This window comes from Dyadobacter ginsengisoli DSM 21015, from assembly GCF_059568735.1.
Genome location: NZ_JCANTY010000002.1, coordinates 447,849 through 464,959, shown reverse-complemented (window position 1 = coordinate 464,959; position 17,111 = coordinate 447,849). Strand labels below are relative to the sequence as shown.

At 44.3% G+C, this 17,111-nt stretch carries 17 protein-coding genes and 4 pseudogenes; 5 read left to right on the top strand and 16 right to left on the bottom strand.

Going from position 1 to position 17,111, the window contains the following annotated elements; genetic code table 11:
• Positions 1-142 precede the first annotated feature (142 nt).
• Both BP71_RS08250 and BP71_RS08245 read right to left on the bottom strand, forming a co-directional pair.
• The gene (locus BP71_RS08250) at positions 143-589 is read right to left on the bottom strand and encodes a hypothetical protein (protein WP_496378086.1); all 447 of its coding nucleotides are present in this window, start codon (positions 587-589) and stop codon (positions 143-145) included.
• 15 nt (positions 590-604) lie between these two features.
• Complete coding sequence (locus BP71_RS08245) at positions 605-985, bottom strand: hypothetical protein (RefSeq protein WP_496378085.1); 381 nt, start codon at positions 983-985, stop codon at positions 605-607.
• A 958-nt stretch (positions 986-1,943) separates the two neighbouring features.
• Between BP71_RS08245 and BP71_RS08240 the strand changes: the two genes are divergently transcribed.
• Positions 1,944-2,546 carry a recombinase family protein gene (locus BP71_RS08240; RefSeq protein ID WP_496378084.1) on the top strand — a complete coding sequence of 201 codons (603 nt, stop codon included), beginning with the start codon at positions 1,944-1,946 and terminating at the stop codon, positions 2,544-2,546.
• Between the two features lie 69 nt (positions 2,547-2,615).
• Positions 2,616-2,918, top strand: coding sequence for a hypothetical protein (locus BP71_RS08235; protein ID WP_496378083.1), 303 nt, complete (start codon positions 2,616-2,618; stop codon positions 2,916-2,918).
• Between the two features lie 182 nt (positions 2,919-3,100).
• Here BP71_RS08235 and BP71_RS08230 read toward each other — a convergent pair whose 3' ends face one another.
• From BP71_RS08230 to BP71_RS08170, 13 genes and pseudogenes are all read right to left on the bottom strand, one after another.
• Complete coding sequence (locus BP71_RS08230; protein ID WP_496378082.1) at positions 3,101-3,454, bottom strand: hypothetical protein; 354 nt, start codon at positions 3,452-3,454, stop codon at positions 3,101-3,103.
• A gap of 477 nt (positions 3,455-3,931) precedes the next feature.
• Positions 3,932-4,378 carry a hypothetical protein gene (locus BP71_RS08225; protein WP_496378081.1) on the bottom strand — a complete coding sequence of 149 codons (447 nt, stop codon included), beginning with the start codon at positions 4,376-4,378 and terminating at the stop codon, positions 3,932-3,934.
• A gap of 722 nt (positions 4,379-5,100) precedes the next feature.
• Positions 5,101-5,874, bottom strand: a complete 774-nt coding sequence (locus BP71_RS08220) for a hypothetical protein (protein ID WP_496378080.1) — start codon at positions 5,872-5,874, stop codon at positions 5,101-5,103.
• Positions 5,875-5,901: 27 nt separating this feature from the next.
• Positions 5,902-6,324 (bottom strand): DUF4138 domain-containing protein, encoded by a 423-nt coding sequence (locus tag BP71_RS08215; RefSeq protein ID WP_496379009.1) that lies wholly within the window; start codon positions 6,322-6,324, stop codon positions 5,902-5,904.
• A gap of 87 nt (positions 6,325-6,411) precedes the next feature.
• A pseudogene (locus tag BP71_RS08210) lies at positions 6,412-6,516 on the bottom strand (DUF8473 domain-containing protein); the annotation flags it as partial.
• Positions 6,517-6,528: 12 nt separating this feature from the next.
• On the bottom strand, positions 6,529-6,732 hold the full coding sequence (locus tag BP71_RS08205; RefSeq protein ID WP_496378079.1) for a hypothetical protein: 204 nt from the start codon (positions 6,730-6,732) through the stop codon (positions 6,529-6,531).
• On the bottom strand, positions 6,722-8,053 hold the full coding sequence (gene traM, locus BP71_RS08200) for a conjugative transposon protein TraM (protein WP_496378078.1): 1,332 nt from the start codon (positions 8,051-8,053) through the stop codon (positions 6,722-6,724). Before traM ends, BP71_RS08205 begins: the two co-directional genes overlap by 11 nt.
• On the bottom strand, positions 8,031-8,444 hold the full coding sequence (locus tag BP71_RS08195; protein ID WP_496378077.1) for a hypothetical protein: 414 nt from the start codon (positions 8,442-8,444) through the stop codon (positions 8,031-8,033). Before BP71_RS08195 ends, traM begins: the two co-directional genes overlap by 23 nt.
• Positions 8,445-8,449: 5 nt before the next feature.
• Positions 8,450-9,067: a conjugative transposon protein TraK gene (gene traK / locus BP71_RS08190; protein ID WP_496378076.1), complete on the bottom strand. Its 618-nt coding sequence runs from the start codon at positions 9,065-9,067 to the stop codon at positions 8,450-8,452.
• Between the two features lie 5 nt (positions 9,068-9,072).
• Entirely contained in the window at positions 9,073-9,402 is a 330-nt protein-coding gene (locus BP71_RS08185; protein WP_496378075.1) for a TraJ family protein, read from the bottom strand.
• 184 nt (positions 9,403-9,586) lie between these two features.
• A complete protein-coding gene (locus BP71_RS08180) occupies positions 9,587-9,961 on the bottom strand; it encodes a hypothetical protein (protein ID WP_496378074.1) in 375 nt (124 codons plus the stop codon).
• A 14-nt stretch (positions 9,962-9,975) separates the two neighbouring features.
• Positions 9,976-11,070: a DUF6973 domain-containing protein gene (locus BP71_RS08175; protein ID WP_496378073.1), complete on the bottom strand. Its 1,095-nt coding sequence runs from the start codon at positions 11,068-11,070 to the stop codon at positions 9,976-9,978.
• Between the two features lie 12 nt (positions 11,071-11,082).
• A pseudogene (locus BP71_RS08170) lies at positions 11,083-11,223 on the bottom strand (IS982 family transposase); the annotation flags it as partial.
• 90 nt (positions 11,224-11,313) lie between these two features.
• Between BP71_RS08170 and BP71_RS08165 the strand changes: the two are divergent.
• Positions 11,314-11,763 (top strand): annotated as a pseudogene (locus tag BP71_RS08165) (transposase family protein); the annotation flags it as partial.
• A gap of 15 nt (positions 11,764-11,778) precedes the next feature.
• Here BP71_RS08165 and BP71_RS08160 read toward each other — a convergent pair.
• Positions 11,779-12,713, bottom strand: a pseudogene (locus BP71_RS08160) (IS982 family transposase).
• Positions 12,714-13,136: 423 nt separating this feature from the next.
• Between BP71_RS08160 and BP71_RS08155 the strand changes: the two are divergent.
• Positions 13,137-13,877, top strand: coding sequence for an IclR family transcriptional regulator (locus BP71_RS08155; protein WP_496378072.1), 741 nt, complete (start codon positions 13,137-13,139; stop codon positions 13,875-13,877).
• Positions 13,878-14,073: 196 nt separating this feature from the next.
• Entirely contained in the window at positions 14,074-17,064 is a 2,991-nt protein-coding gene (locus BP71_RS08150; RefSeq protein ID WP_496378071.1) for a SusC/RagA family TonB-linked outer membrane protein, read from the top strand.
• The last annotated feature ends 47 nt before the right edge of the window (positions 17,065-17,111 follow it).

Below are 17,111 nucleotides of genomic sequence, written 5' to 3'. Positions count from 1 at the left end.
TGTTAATACATGACCAGTTTTGGCATCGACAAATCCAATTTCGTCATTTGAAGGTGAATTGCTATACAGGGATATTTTATGAACCAGAAAGGCTGCACTATCCGACGATGTGATCTCCTTGACCAGCAGTTCGTGATTGAAATTAGAAATATCGTTGGCAGGTATTTTTTTTGTATTCCGAAAATAATTCCTTTGCCCTTGTGGATGTTATGGCCGGAGTCACATCAAGGTTATCCAGTTTGACAAAATGACCGTGCGCATAGAACAATTTCCCATTCTTGTAATGGAAATTATATCCGGCTCGATCCACTTTTACTCCCTTATAAAACTGGTCAAAATGGTCGTCAGTATATTCGGTGCTTCTCTGTTTGTCTTTTGCTTTTACAAAGCCATCGTCAGCTGTCACCTTTAAGTACTGTTTCATAAAGTCCTGATCGGAAATGCTTTTACTCCCATCCGATTCTGGAAACTCCATAGCCTGAACAATGCCTTTTTTGTCTTTCAGTACAGTTGGGCCTGTTTCGCGCTGTTGTGCAATAGCTAGCATAGGCAAGGCCAGCATCATTGCAGAAAGTAATCGTTTTTTCATAGATATGTATTTGGTTTAGTTAATGCGTTTCCATTTAGATACATAAAAAATGGCCGACGCATGTTCAACATGAAGCTCCATTGTATCGGCATAAAATTTAGTACTATACTGTAACGTTAGCCAAAAGCCGTCCTCACGCTGGATACCCACGTGCAAAAGTGAGTCGATCCAGTATTTTTTTTCTAAAGTCTTTTTTGTAGAGTAATCGTATTCAAGCAGCACACTGTCGGGGAGAAAGTGCCAATAGCCCAGAGAGTCTTCGATAGGCGGCCGGTATTCCCCATTACCTACGTAGAAGTTTTCCCATTTCCCAAGAATGGCCTCGCGGGGATCAATCTCGTCTTTTTTGCAGCCAGCCAGCAAGAAGATGAAGACAAAGGTTAAGAGCAGTTTCATAGTCAGTTCAGACTTAGTGAAGTAGACAGAAATACGATAATTGAGAGCGGGAGTAAATGCTTTCTCATAATTGACTACAATTTGAAGTGGAGATTGATTTTATACAAACAGAAGGTACAATACTAGGGACAGGTATTTCCTGTGGGCAAAGCCGTTCATCAATGATACAGTTAACCTTGTTCTTGGTACGGTCAACATCAATCGAAAAAAAGATCTTTGTATTGGGTTTTACAAGGCTATCCGGGTAGTTTTTTATCACCAATACATTTTCATAAACTTTGTCCCGAACAGTCCAGCTTACGCCTTCATCGGCGTTGGTTAACTGTACGAATGCTATACTAGGACAGTCTCCCTGTATAAATATTCCTTCGTAACACTTATCAGGCTCATAAATTTCCGGGTCTGTATCCGATTCAACGCATCCAACAGACAGCAGTACCATTGCCAACATCAGTCGATTAATGACTAGTAGATGAGATAAGGGTGACTTGATCATTACCAAATTAAAAATGTTAGTAGTTTGTAGGGCATTACATAAAAGGCATTTCTGAGTATTAACAATGATGTTAACCGATAGACACATTAGTAGTACAAATCGTTGTCAAGTGCAAAAAAATATTTACATATTTATAAAATAAACTCAAAGTAGTTCGATTGCTGGCGGATCGATTCCAAGCGGCCTGAAAAAGATGGCAAAGGTTAACGTTGTCAACAATCCCGTACTCACGGCAACCGATACACTTTTAACACCAGCTAATTGCGTTCAAAACGGCGTGTGGTTGCCTCCGACTATACGATCTTATCCATCCAAATAATCCGGTCGTATTTCTGTACTGTGTGACACGACCCCAGTATAGGCAATTTCATTATGAAATCAGGGCTCAAATAGTACAGTTTAGTGGTACACTGAATCAAATTACATTATATTGCGCAGATAGGGGTTAAAATGTAATTATCGATGATCATTGGATATGTAAGGGTTTCGAAGAATGAGCAGAACCAGAATTTACAATTTGATGCTCTTCAGAAAGCAGGTTGCGAAAAGATTTTTCAGGAAAAGGTATCCGGCGTGTCGAAGGACCGACCCGAGTACACGAAGATGATCTCGGAGCTTCGGAAAGGAGATGTCATTGTCGTCTGGCGAATCGACCGCCTAGGTCGCGCTACTTACGAGCTCATCAAGTTGATGTTAGAATGGAAGGAGATGGGTGTCAACTTCCGCAGTATCTCGGAGGGTATCGACACTTCAACCAAGATGGGGCGCCTATGGTATATGCTCAGCTCTGTCTTTGCCGAGAATGAACGGGAAATTTTGATGGAGCGGACATTAGCCGGTATGGAGGCTGCGCGTGCGAGGGGTAGAGTAGGAGGAAGGCCTAGGGGCCTCACGAAAAGATCAAAGGAAGTTGCGAGCCTGGCCGCAACATTATATCAAAGCAATAAATACACAACAAAACAAATCTGCGATCAACTTAAAATTGGGAGCAAAACGACTTTGTATAACTACTTGAGACACGAGGGAATAAAAATAGAAGGTTGGGTGAGGTCCAAAAAGGCATAGGACAGGCATGCCCAAACTTTCAAATTTGTCAATATTGAACGAACTTCACCCGTCTAAATTAATAAGCCAATGGGAAGTATAACGTATGGATTTCTAGCTGACAGCATCCTCTTCCATGAAAAAAACCTTAAAAACAGTTTTAAAGATATTCCCGTCGATCGGCTAGAAAAAGAGATCCAAGAATATAGAAACTTCTGCATCAAAAACTTCGACGATTTAATAAATGAAATAAAAGGCCGGGATTCATTTCTAAAAGTATTTTCTCACCAGGGTGAGACGCCACTAAATCTTTTAAAGCAAACAGCCTTGTATATTGATCAGTTTATAATACCAGATCCAATTTTTGCTCTATCTGAAAAACGAAGCGTCTAAGGCTCCTTCGGAATATTTGGGCTTCGAACAAATATATTTCGATAAAGATAGACTTGCGAAATCGGCCAAATTTCTGAAGGAAATAACGCCAATGATAGTTGCTGATGGAGTAATACTTTTGATAGAGGACGTATCAATCTTAATTTTAAGCGAACGGTGATAAATGTGTCCCAAAACGGGCGTTATTCGCGAAAATGAAGCAAGGTTCGGCCGGCCTCAAAAAAGCAGGCCAAACCCAAAATAGCTATCATCCCCGATAGCCAAGCCAATTTTCTCACCTTCCACCCTGGAAGAGATGCAACATTCTTTTCAGGATCATAGTATACAAAAACACTATCAGCATATTGTGTATCTCGGTAGTAAGACGGCGATGATTCTAAATTATAGTTTTGTCCTGCATGCTCGACCACAATGTATGCAGGTGATTTCGGTCTGCTGGCTCGTCTACTTTTAACTTTCATCCATACCTGCTGACCGCTTTTAATAACCTCATTTCGCATTTGATATTCACGATACGAATTGTAGCTAATTTCCATGCAAAAAGCTGCTAGTACAACCAGGATTAAACATTTAATCAATTTTATATAAGCCTATTACAAGATCTCATAATTTTCGTCATTCTTAACCTAGTTGTTTCGAATAAGTGAAAAACCCTTCAAAACTCAAATCTTCATCCAGTTTCGGCCAGTGTACCCAAACGGCGAAAGCTCAAATTGCTCGCGCTCTGCCGGCGAAGCATTCGAAAGCCTGGGAACCACTCCAGCGGCATACTCGGCTCTTCGGCTGATGCCGTTCGGATAAAGATGCGATCATCCTGAAACCAAATAGCTTGTATGTTAATCTCCATGCTATCCTGCTCTAATCCGGGCTGGATAATTTCCCATACATTCTCCGGGTTGACTGGGATCAGCTCCCCTTTTGCCTTACTGGACCTGGCCTATTTGACCTTCTCGTCAAAAGAAGGGCCGTAAGGATTTTTTATGTTTTAAGTCGTTCATTATGAAGCTAATACATTAGTTGATTCGTTTCCATTTCGATGTTGAGAATATTGGCGAAGCATTTTCCATGCGAAGCTCCATTGTATCCTCATAAAATTTGGGGGTATAATAAAACCTGAGTTGATATCCGTCATCATAAGTTGCTGCTACATTTAACAGCGTATCAATCCAATATTTTTTTGTGAATGTTTTTTGCGTAGCATACTCATATTCAATTAGTACACTATCAGGTAGAAAATGCCAATATGCACCAGGTTTCGCAACGGGTGGTTGGTATTCACCATTACCTAAATAGAACGGTTCCCATTTTCCTAGAATAGCCTGGCGGGGATCAATCTCGTCTTTTTTGCATCCTGCAATGAGTACTATCAGCACAAGTGCAAGAGGTATTTTAATTTGGGTCAGATAAATGACCGTTTTGCGCCATGACTTAAACCAGGTAAAGAGCTTTATAGCTTTCATAATGTCAATGGTAGCTGATTCTGCTTAGACACTATTCAGAGTCAAAAGTTGTAGTTATCATGAAAAGCTTCGCTCCGACAGTAGCTAATTTACCCGACGCCTGGTAGCTGCCCCAAACCAGGCTCCCTGAAAATAAAAAGTCCCACATCCTTGCACTAATCGAAGAATATTCCCAGAGAGTCCGCGGCCCCTTGTTCTGTGTTTTCTCTTTTAACATAAAATGAGTTATACGATACCTTGGGGTCAAATGGTCGACGGTCTTCTATGGAAAATTGTATCAAGACGATGATGCGGACTACGAGCAAATACAGATGGCTTTGAGCCTGACCACCAAGAGGCCACCGATTAAATTCTTCCAGCAACTGTCGGAATTCGGCGCTGGGATGACTATCTATTTGACCACGGCGCCTATTGTAATTATCTACAGTTTCGAGATAAATACTTGACTGGGTATTTGGTGATAGAACGACGGCTCAAACCTGAGGAAGCCTGTTTCACATAGGTCTTTAAGCACCCTGGCCGATGTCGAGGTACTCGATATTTTTGCCAATTTCATTATTTGCCAATTATACACTGAAATAGGATTATAATGTTGGGCATCCCAATATGCTAACAATGCGAAGTAAAGGGCAATATGAGATGTCCCAATGCGAGGTTCCCTTTCTATCCGCTTTAAAAATGAGGAGATTTGCATCGCAAGACGACAATTTTGAGCGTCAGATTCAAACTTTTGCTCCCCGCCTTTGGCTATTTTTACTTTCTGTGTCATCGATTTTTGCATTTTCAAAAACATTCTGCGTTTTTCGATTGTCTTTCTGCCCCTCTGAAAGGATATCCTGTTGCCGGATCCGTTTTTGGTTTTCATCGAAAATTGTTACCGATTTGAACTGCGGATTGGCCTCTATAAAGCGCTTATGCTCGCCATCTTCGCCTTTAAACGTTACTGCCTGTCTGTTACCTCGTTCCAGCGATTCAAAAAGCCTGACACGTTCCTTCGGGTCAAGTAGCTCCTTCACTGGAAATTTTTCAAGCGTTTTTTCCAGTTCAAATCCGTACTCTGGGCTGAATTGACGCATTTTGTAGTTGCCAGAGGCCGTTGTTTCTTTGAAATCGAGCTTGATCCAGGCGTTGTGTATCTGGCCGTCCTTGTTTACTAAGTCTTTGTTGACCGATCGCCCGTCAAGCAGATTATAGGCCTCTTTTTGCGTAATATTTCTTCCTTCGTTGTTCATATAGAACGTCTGGCTGATCTTTACATCTGAACCAGGCTTCGCAAGCTCGGCCCTGTAGTTGTTAGAGAAGAACATATCCGAGTTAGTCGACTTTTTGAAATTCAGCGAGACGGATAGCTCGTCCTTGCCATACGCGGTCACTTGTTTGATACTGAACTCGTTTTGAGCTTTCATCAGGTTGTCGCGCAACTGGGCTTGGGCATCCTCGCCGAAGCCAGTGTACTTTAATTGGTCCTTCAGGTAATCATGGTTCTTCTCATTCATAACTTTATTGTTTTAATGGTTCGTGATTTAGAGCGTTGAAACGCCTCTTAATTGCCTGGCATTGAACTTGATTTGGAGATGCCTGGCGCCGCCTTTCTCGTGGACCTCAATGCTGAATCGTTTAGCCCTCGGTAAGGTCATTTTCGGAATGGCGATCACCAGCGATCTTTGCTCAGATCCCTTGACTTGGCCCAGTTCCACGGACATCTTTACTGGCAGGATCTCGCTATGCTGGGATGCTGTTCGTTTTACCTGCCTTCGGTCTGCGACGAACATCCTTACACTTTCGACCTCGTAGTCGATTGCAGACTTGTTATCCAGTGATACTCTAAGCAGCATTAACTGCTCACTGATGAAAAGTCCTTCTAGTACCGCCGAGACCCTTCCGCTGCTCGATCGCTTTTTGAGATTGGTAGGGTGCCGACTTGCCAAATCGATGGCTTCACTAATTTGACGTTCGTCTATGCCACTGACGCTTTTTGCGCTGCGACTTGATGCCGGGTTTGATAGTAGGATTAGCGAGCTTGGTTCTTCCCGATAGCTAACCCCAAAGCTGTAAATCGCCCCGTCAGAAGTGATGACGATCAGGCTTGTGGGTGGTATGCCCTTCTGAGAGGCTTTTAAGAGCAGTACGTTTTGCGTCCCCTTGGCTTTCTAGGCAAGAATTTGAGCGCTGCCGCGATCCACCGACGTAATAGAAAAAGGGAAGCTGACCGCCACAGTCCTTTCGGCACTGATTTCAACAGGATGGGATTCAATCGCAAAAAATTGAATTGGCTGAGCGGGTGCCGGTTGTGTAAAAAACAGCGCTGCAAGCAACGAGCAAATGATGAGATAGTACGCCTTGTTACTTTTCATGGCTAGATGGGATTTGAGTTTGCGTATTAGTATCGTCACGCAGGATTACCTTATATCCTTCCTGAAGTGTGACCTGCGTTAGACGCGTCTTTCGGCCCAACAACGTCCTGCCGATCTGCATACCTGCGTTAGCTGCTTGTGCACCCAGTGAGAATCCCCCAAGATCGTAGTCAGCCCCCTGCACCTGGCTACCTAAGGCCTGCTTCGTAACATTTCGCGAAATAGTACCTGGTATGTAGATGCCTTCAATACCGTCAAGGTCATATACTCCCAGATTCACAGGCAGAATCTTCTCATTGGAGCTGATCGAAGTGATCTTGACTTTGAGACGTTCACCCGACAGAGACGCTATTCCGTAGATGAAAGTGTTTTCTGGTATGGCTTGTCCGCTCACATTGATTGGCCGGGTCAGCCTCAATTGGACCGTGGCGCCGGAGACAAGTTGTTGTGTTTTTTCGATGACTGCTGTTAGCCCTTCATTTTCCGGTTCGACCTGCTCCTCATTCAATCCAAAAAATCCAATAACAGTGACTGGATTCGCTAGCATTACTGAATCCTTGGAATTTTGCCCGGATAAAATTGAAACGATATTTTCCTTGCCCAATACAGTCACCGGAAGTGATGGGCGGGCTGTGGTAGCTTGATCAGAGGAAAGCAATTGCGCGGTTTGGCCCGGGTTTTGAATTGCCAGAATCTTGTCTAGCATGCCATTAAGTTGCGCTAGCTCTGGATCCACCTCTTCAGCATGCGTTTGCGGTTCGCTTGGTTTTAAGAGCGCTTCAAGTCTTGCGATGTCTTTTTGTTCTACTGGGCTGCTGGCGGGGACAACATCTCGGCCTTTCGCGGCGAACGTCGGCGAATGCGTGGAAGTCATCGCCTTTTCCAGGTCTCGAAGCTTTTGCTGTACCTGTACTTCATGGTTCGAATGCTCTCTCGCAACTTGTGAAGTTAGGCTGCGTCCTTTCTTTTGCTGATCAGGGGCGTCCAGGCCCCTTAGATGGGAATAGAGCGTGTCGCTAGGTGCTATTAAAACATCACCATTTCGATAGGGATCGCGTTTGATCTGCTGTATTCTGAGCGCCGAGTCCTGATCGGCTTTCCGATAATACTGCCATTTGTCCATTGCCGGTTCGTCTTTAAGTGAAGCATCAGGAAGGCTTAGTTGTAATCCGGAGGCAACAGTGGTCACTTGCTCGGATTTAAGATTCTTCACTACCAGGACCCAATAAATTAAAGTCAGAAATGGCAGGGCTAGTAGCGGAAGGAAGAGGTAGAATTTCCTTCGTCGGAGATATTCTTCAGTGTAATTGAGCGTTTGCATGGTCCTTGTTTTTTTGTGTTTCTAAATTTCTAATGCTGTCTGCTGTAATCGCCTTGTCAAGGCTATCCAAATAGATGTCTAAGGCGTGCTGCCTAGCAACACCCTGAGGAGCTGTGATCCTTTCTCCCAGGAATGTGTTGTTCAGATCGATCTTGAAGATTGTTGGCTGCGCTGGAAAAATTCCCTGGTAGAACAGCAGGCCGGCGATAACGGCACCTACGACCGAAAGCGCCAAGACCAAAATTAACTTACCGACGCCGGGATACCTGGAAGCGAATGCACGGGCCTTTCCGGTCATGCTGGCAATCAGTGGCCGGGATTTCGCTGGCGTTGATCTGGCGCTGGGCCGTATTCTTCCACCTGCTTTCGCTGGTTTGAATTGATAAAACATATTTGCTATCTGTTTTGAATTTGGATGTCCTTATTCTCAATCGTTTGCCAGCGCTCGATCAAAAAACCGTGTGGATTGTTATCGCTTCGTGCTACCGAGCGCAGGTATCCTTCCGTAACCAGACTCCGGGACACGACCGACGTTGGCCGGACAATACGCTGGATGGCCTTGCACTGGAAGTGGTAGGGGTGAGCTTCGAGCTCAATCTGAATGCTATCAATCTGAATGTCCTGTGAGACATTACCGGAAATGATACCGGGGAAAAATCCGGATTCCCTTAAATCTTCGTACTGTTTTTTCGCAGAAGCATCAGACAGGTAAAGGGCCTTGGAGATATTGGCGGTAATGACTTTGTCATCCGGCGCCAACGTGAAGAATAGCCTGTGGAAGGTGGCGACATGATCCCTGGCCTCGACGGAGATGTTGTCTTTACGTTCTGAGGCGTAAGCTTCCAACACCTTGCCGCTCGCTAAAATGTAGACTTTTTGCCGGGAATCGCTGGCAGCACTGAGTCCCAGGTAAATCGCCGTCGCAGCGACAATGGCGCACGAGATAACGACTGCAATCGAAAATGCCCGGATATGCCTGAAGGCCCGGTCGATGTCTTTCGTTTTTGTGAACATAGTGATCATGATTTTGAGCTATTAGTCGTGCGTGTGCCAAAGACAGGGTAAGAAGGCGTAGCAACGCGACCAGCCGAATTGATGGTGCTTCCAAAAATGCTGGTCGTTTTATGCAGTAGTCCGTTCGGCCCGCCAGCGTGGATAATGTAGCCTGCAACGGAAGGGACGGCGAAGTACCCAACGATGCCAATGATCAAAAAAATCAAATAGGCCATGTCATGGGCGTTAAAAAACGTGTCTCCCGAACCTTCGATCTGACGGATGTCCATGGCAATCATCTTTTCCTGGATCTTCCCGATAATTGCTCCGAAAATGTTTGCACACGACCACAACATCGATGAAAACAAAGAAGCTACCAAGGAATATTCTAACCTTACAATAACGACGGGGTCAATCTCAATCTAAACGGAATGAGCCCGATACAATACCGGGCTCATTACACTAATCGTTAATTTTTAAGCGTCCAACTTTGGGGGCAGTCTGAATTACGCCTCCGCCTTTTTAGTCGCCAAAGTCACATTACTTAATGGTTACATCAAAGCTAAGGCTACCAGAGGCCTCTCGTTCAGGTAAGTAAATGATACTCATCTGTTTAACATAGACGTCACCCTTAAAAGTCGTATCAATTTTGCCTTTCGGCAAGAAGTATTCTCGAATCACCATATCTGACGTGTCACTATCATTAATCTGGTTATATTGAAGTTTGGCGTTTCCAGTCAAAATACCTTTTGCCTTTATTTCGTACTTGAGCGGCCGAAAATCAGCAGATAAAAAGAACGCATCCGGAAACACCCCCTTATTACGTACCTTGAACTTCCATGTCCGCTCTGACTCAGTACAACTTACCATAAACAAGGCAGTAAAAAACAAAAACAAGACTACTTTGAATTTCATAACTTCATGTCAGATTATGGAATTTCGATATATCCGGGTGGATACTTTCTCCCTTCCGTACTTGTGGATATGATTGCGCCGCTCGCTGAATTTCCTGCTAAGCGCTTTAATTTAGGGAATTGCTCCTCAAAATCGAATAAAATTGCAAACAGTAGATCATCAGGTAATTTATAAGTTCTTGAAAATACCGCACCGGCTTCGTTGTTTAATCTATCCATCTCATGCTGATTCTGAGTTTGTCCTCCATTCAGTTCGTGTCGTCGCCCGAACTCTTTTGCCAAAGTTTCTGAATTCCATGCGAGAGAATTCAATCCCGTCAACAAAGCATGCCTAAATGCATTGGCGTTACTGTTGTCCTCATCTGGGTTTTGCCAAAGAATTTCACCTGCTCCTATAACAATTCCGTAGTTAACTAAACCTGACGGCGCAAGTTCCCAGTTATCTCTAAAGAATTGTTTTTCACTCTCATTGAGTCTATTCCAAATGGGATACAACTGTGGATCAGCAATAACATCGTCCAAAGACGAGTATTCTGCAAAACTTGTAACCGTTAAAGGTGGCATAGTCAATCCTCCCGCTGAAACAAACGTTTGACATGGCGGAGCCTGGTTCGGTGATACTGATGTACCTTGCGGAAGTGATGCATCGCATTGATACGGGACATACTCTCCACCAGCGGGCCCGCCAGATGACGGAGCTGATGAGGATGGGCCACTACCAGTCCAGCCGGTTCCACCGCCGACCGTGACAGGTACCCAAGGTTCGTCTTCCCATTCAATAACTGGAACACAAACTGAACTTGTACATTTTATATCATACATTGTTCTCACTGTCGGATATGTTGGTGGATCACAGTTATACGAATAGTCATAACAAAATTGGCCATACTGCACCCCACCAGTGACTTTCTCATTAGCCGTCACCTCGGAAATCTTAGTTGATTTAAACATACCGTCTTTTGTGTAGCTATAGTATCGGATGAACTCGCCCGCCCAGTCACGGACTAGCGCTCTTCCACTGAAAAACTTACGATCGCCGTTTTTCCAATCTTCATCCGGCATGAGTGTAACCCATTCGGTAACCATTTTTCCTGCCGAGTCCTTGTACAACCCGTTGTGCGGTTAGCAAAGTAGTGCATGCTTAATGCATCCGAGTGGTTTGCTTGCCAGTGAGTTGATGGCTTTCAGAATTGAGACAGAAGCTATTTTGGCGAGAATTCTGGCAAATAGTCCATCCGAGGTCTTCGCGTAGTTGCGTTTAATACCCGTTGTGCGGTTGAAAATAAAATAGAAAAAGATTGTGCATTTTTCTGAAATTCAGTAAGTTAATAAGGGTACCAAGCCGTATTAACGATGCACAATCTTAAGGCCAATTTCAGCAAATTTCTGACGATTGCCAAATCAGTTTTTCGGGACGAAATCAACACCGATGGTAATTTTAGATTTTACCCGAACAAACCTAAGCTATCTGATATACAGATAATTGCCCTGTCATGTTTGGCTGAATCCTTATCAATAGATTCGGAAAATTGGCTTTTTGGTAAGCTTCGCTCCGGGTATCCGAAACTGTTTCCAGACTTGATTCACAGGACAAATTATAACAGAAGGCGGCGCGGGCTGTCAGAGAGAACTGCGCAATTGTCAAAGCTAGTCTGTTTAAAATTTTCCGGAAGCGATAGTGAATACATTATTGACTCAATACCGGTACCAATTTGTCAGAAACCTCGGATTGCGCGGCTAAAAATTTGTCGAGATGATGACTTAGTTCTGCCTTCGACGGCTTGGCATGCAAGTCATAAGAGTTAACCCGTTGTGCGGTTAACAAAGGAGTGCATGTTGAATCCGCCCAATCGGTCGGTTTGCCAATGAATTGATCGCCTTCAGGATTGAAACGGAAGCTATTTTGGAGACAATTCGGGCGAATAATCCTTCCGAGGTTTTAGCGTAGTTACGTTTGAGTAATTGTTGGTCGCAGAGTTGTGAGAAAAGGGCTTCGATTATTCTACGTGTCTTTCGACGTTGATAATTCCACAGATTTTCGATTTTCATATTGGCCTTCAATGGTGTTACTATTTTTACGCCTGCTTGTTAGAACAAAGTAATGCCTTCCGGCTGAAATGTAACCTAGACCCGCAAGTAGTTCACATTCAGGTAAATTATCGTATTTTGAAAACGGAATATACTGAGAATCATGCATGCCTGCTGTGATCATGCCAGCCGCAAACGGAAACCCACTTTTGGAAATTACCAGGTGCATCTTAAATTGCAGCGGCGAACCGTCCGTGGTAGTAGCTTTTATGACTGGGATGCCTGGCAGTGGAAGGTAGGACCAACTCATCGTCCCTGCATATTTTCAAACGTGCAATCCGAGATTTTTGGCAAATAGGAACCGGAATTGAATCAATGACATATTCGCTATCTTGACCGGAGAATTTTAGACATACCAGCCTTGACAATTGTGCCGTCTTTTCGGAAAGTCTGCGCCTTCTCCTGTTGTACGTTGTCCGGTGAATTAAGTTGGGGAACAGTTTAGGATACCCAGAGCGAAGCTTTCCAAAAAGCCAATTCTCAGAGCGGTCCGCCGCGCGGTCAATTGAAAGGGATTCTGCCAAACATGAGAGTGTAATTATCTGCATATCAGACATTTTAGGTTTACTAGGGTAGAATCTAAAATTACCGTGAGCATCGATTTCGGCCCGAAAAACCGATTTGGCGATAGTCAAAAATTTTCGGAGCGCCGATGCGATTGAAATTGGCCCTCAGACGGTTCGCCGCGTGATTGTGCATTGTTAATACGGTTTGGGCTTCATATTAACTTGCTGAATTTCAGGAAAATGCACAATCATTTTCTCTTCAAATTTCAACCGCATTTAGTTGCCTGCAAATTCATGAAACAAAAATAACGATAATCAAATCAGATCTGACGCTGTTGAGCGTGCTATTGATTTGGAGTATTGGTCAACCGGGCCACTTCAGGAGTGTGTAGTGGACAATTGTATTTCTGGTCACAGGAGAGGGGACTGTCGTCCGGAGAGATTAGAAGGGATAGGATCTAGTTTGACAAATTGGAACCTATCTGCACTTCATATGAAAGCAACTGGTAAGTCGGTAAAGACATGGCAAACTTGTTTTATAGTGGAAATAAGTTAATTTTATATTATAAAACAAAATAAGTAATGATACAAGTTATTAACAGGGCGCTTGATATTTTGGAAATAATTTCAGCTGACCCCGAAAAACCCAAGTCCCTGGGCGAGATTGCTGACAGTCTTGGTCTTAACCACGGAACGTGCGCCAACATCATTAAAACACTTGTTTCCAGAAAGTATATGGAACAGATAGGGACAAAGAAAGGCTACGTGCTCGGGAGCAAAGCTTACACTCTGTCTGGCAATGATGCCTATCGCAAGGACCTGATAGAGATGTCGGCACCTGAAATGGAAAAATTGACTGCTTTGATCAATGAAAACAGCCTCCTGGCTGTTTTGAATGGAGAAAATAGGATTGTGATACACCGGGTCAGCGCTGAGCAGGAGTTACAGGTACGTACTGCTGAGGAAAAGCATGTGTTTGATTCTGCATCGGGGAGGCTATTACTAGCTATGTTATCAGATGTTGATATACAGCGTTTTATAGCAAAATATGGACTACCTGCGGAACAGATTTGGAAGGAAGCCAGTACTCTGGAAGGATTTAAAGAAGCGATAGGGAAAATCCGGGCCGAGCAGTGTGCTATGCAGGTCCTTCCGGGAAGACAAGTGATCGGCCTGGCAGCGGCGATATACAAAAACGGAAAAGTTATTGCAAGTCTCAGTATTTACCTGCCCGAATACAGGTACATGAATATGGATAAGATCGCACTTGTTGAGAGGCTTAAATCAACGGCCAACCGTATTTCTGAGAAACTGAAACATTGATTGAAGAATAAATTCTGCCAAAGGAGGCCTTTTCAGGCCTCCTTTTTTGTGTTCTGATGTATTGTATTAGGACATTATCAAAAAAAAATGTAAAAAACTTGATAGAAAATTTGGATAGATATTTTGAATGCATCAATATTGTTATAAAATAAAATTAAATTTTATAATATAAAATTAATTTCTAATCCTCTGGCTGATGAAAGCAATAATTTACATGAGGTTTTTAGCGATATGTATGTTTTTACATGCATATGGTGCAAATGCGCAGGACCGCACTGTTTCGGGGAAGGTATCAGGGGCTGACAAACAGGCGCTGCCGGGCGTTACCGTCCTGATCAAAGGAACCACGCAGGGAACAATTACGGATGCCAAAGGAGGGTACTCCATTGGGGTTCCGGCTACGGATGCCGTTTTGATATTTTCGTTCGTGGGTTACAATTCCACAGAAATCAATACAGCAAAGCAGTCGGTCATTGATGTTACTCTGCAGCAAAATGATCAGCAATTGTCGGAAGTAGTAGTGGTTGGTTATGGAACGGTGAGAAAGAGTGACCTGACCGGATCTCTGTCGCAGGTCAAAGCCAAAGAGGTCAACGCTTTTCCTGCCAACAATGTTTTGCAGGCGATGTCGGGGAGGGCGCCGGGTGTACAGGTGACACAGAATAACGGGGCACCAGGCGCAGGTGTAAGTGTACGGATCAGGGGTACAAACTCAGTACAAGGCAGCAACGAACCCCTATATGTGGTGGACGGATTTCCTACATCGGGAAGCAATCCGACAATCATCAACAATAGTGACATTGAGAGTATTGAGGTTCTGAAGGATGCGTCAGCGACGGCAATTTACGGGTCGAGAGGGGCAAATGGTGTGGTGCTGATCACGACAAAACAGGGTAAATCAGGAAAAATGCAGGTCGATTATGAAGGGAGTTATAGTCAGGCGACGCTCCGTAAAAAGTTGGACCTAATGAATGCCAAGGAGTATGCAATGTTCTACAATGAGCAGGCGACGACAGACAAAGTGGCACCCTTTTTTACCCAGGCTCAGATCGATGGTTTCGGTGAAGGTTTTGACTGGCAGGACCTGATCTTCCGCAAAGCGCCGATGCAGACTCATAACCTTACCTTCAGTGGAGGCAATGAAAAGACACGGTTTTCGGTAAGTGGAAGTATCTTTGATCAGGACGGAATCCTGATTGGAAGTAATTACAAACGTTACTCACTTCGGGCGGCGCTGAATACGGACATCAGCAAAATGTTCAGCATAAGCTATGGCGCCACACTGACGAAGATTAAATCGAGCAGACAAAATAATGGGGGAGGGAACCGGGGAGGTTCGCTGATATCGGCAGCTATTTCCGCACCACCGACGCTTACGCCGTATAATGAGGATGGTTCGTATCGTGTACTGGCCACGGCGTATCCTTTTATTTCCAACGTATTGACAAATCCGCTGAACTATGTGAATGAGCAAACGGATGATGTGGATGCAAATAGAGTGCTTGCGAACGCTGCATTAATGTTCAAACCCTTCGCGGGACTGTCCATCAAAATTTCAGGTGGCATTGAAAACAGCGATGATCTCACAGAAGGATATAAGACCATCAGGTTTATCAACTCACAAGGAAGTGCCAGTGTGTCCAGCGCCCGGGGCATGAGTTTGCTGAGTGAAAATACGATCAGCTATATCAAGACACTGGGCGCCAAACACAGTATTTCTGCTGTTGCGGGATTCACTTACCAGGACTTTCTTAGAAAGAATTTAGATGGGTCGGGGGTGGGTTTTTTGAGTGACGTGACCGAGACAGCCGACCTGGGCTCTGCCAACACACCCGGAATACCATCGTCGGAATATTCGTTCAGCACCTTGCTGTCTTATCTGGGACGTGTGAATTACAGCTACAATAACAAATATCTGGCTACGGCGAGCTTCCGTGCGGATGGTTCTTCGAAATATAGCGAAGGCAATAAATGGGGCTTTTTCCCGTCGGCGGCGCTTGCATGGCGGCTTTCGGAAGAGGCTTTTATCAAAGACATTTCAGCCATTACCGATCTTAAATTAAGGTCCAGCTGGGGACTTACAGGCAGCCAGGCAATTGGAACCTATGCGACGCTTAACAATCTATCGGCAGGCAAAACTGTTTTTGACGATGCGCTGTATAATACTTTTGCACCAGGAACGAGGCTTCCGGGTAATCTGAGATGGGAAACGACGGAACAATTGGATTTTGGAGTGGACGCAGCGTTCCTGAACGACAGGTACCGTCTGACAGTTGATTATTATATCAAAAACACCCGTGATCTGCTGAATACGGTGCAGTTGCCCCTGGGTTTTGGTTTTACAAGTACTATCCAGAATATTGGTCAGATTCAGAACAAAGGTTTCGAAATTGCGGTGGACGGCCGTATTATCGACAAAGCCTTCAAATGGGAGCTCGGTACGAATATATCGTTCAACCGGAACAAGGTAGTCAAGCTCTACAACGGAGCCGACATTCTAGGAGGCAATGTAGGTGTTTCATTGATCAATGATAATGCCAACCTGTTAAGAGTGGGACAGCCCATGAGCGTGTTTTATGGTTACCAGAAAAATGGGTACAACGAACTGGGCAAGGAGATCTATCGAGATCTTAACCAGGACGGGCTTATTAATCAGCTTGACAAAACGATCATCGGTAACCCTAACCCCGATTTTATTTATGGCCTCAATTCAACCATGTCTTTCAAAGGACTTGAACTCACTATCTTTTTGCAAGGCGTGCAAGGCAATGATCTGTTGAATGTCAGTTCGATCAATAATACGCTGGATTACGGATTCGGACTGAATATGCCGCGTGAGGTATTTACTAACCATTGGACGCCGACAAATACAAATGCCAAATACCCTGTGATTTCCCGTGCCAACACTTATAATTATTCCGACAGGCTGGTTGAGAACGGGTCATATATGCGTCTACGTAATATACAGCTGGCCTACAATCTGCCGCTATCCACCTGGAAAGTGAATTGGATGCGTTCGGCGCAGATATATGTGAGTGGTCAGAACCTTTTGACGTTCACCAAATATTCGTGGTGGGACCCCGAAACCAATTCCCAGGGCAGTGGAAACTCGCTGGGTCAGGGGATAGACCATTACAGTTACCCTACTTCCAAGTCTATTACAGCGGGTGTTAGAATCGGCTTTTAGCCATTAATTAAGATTACGGCTGGACTGATTATCAAAACATTAATTTT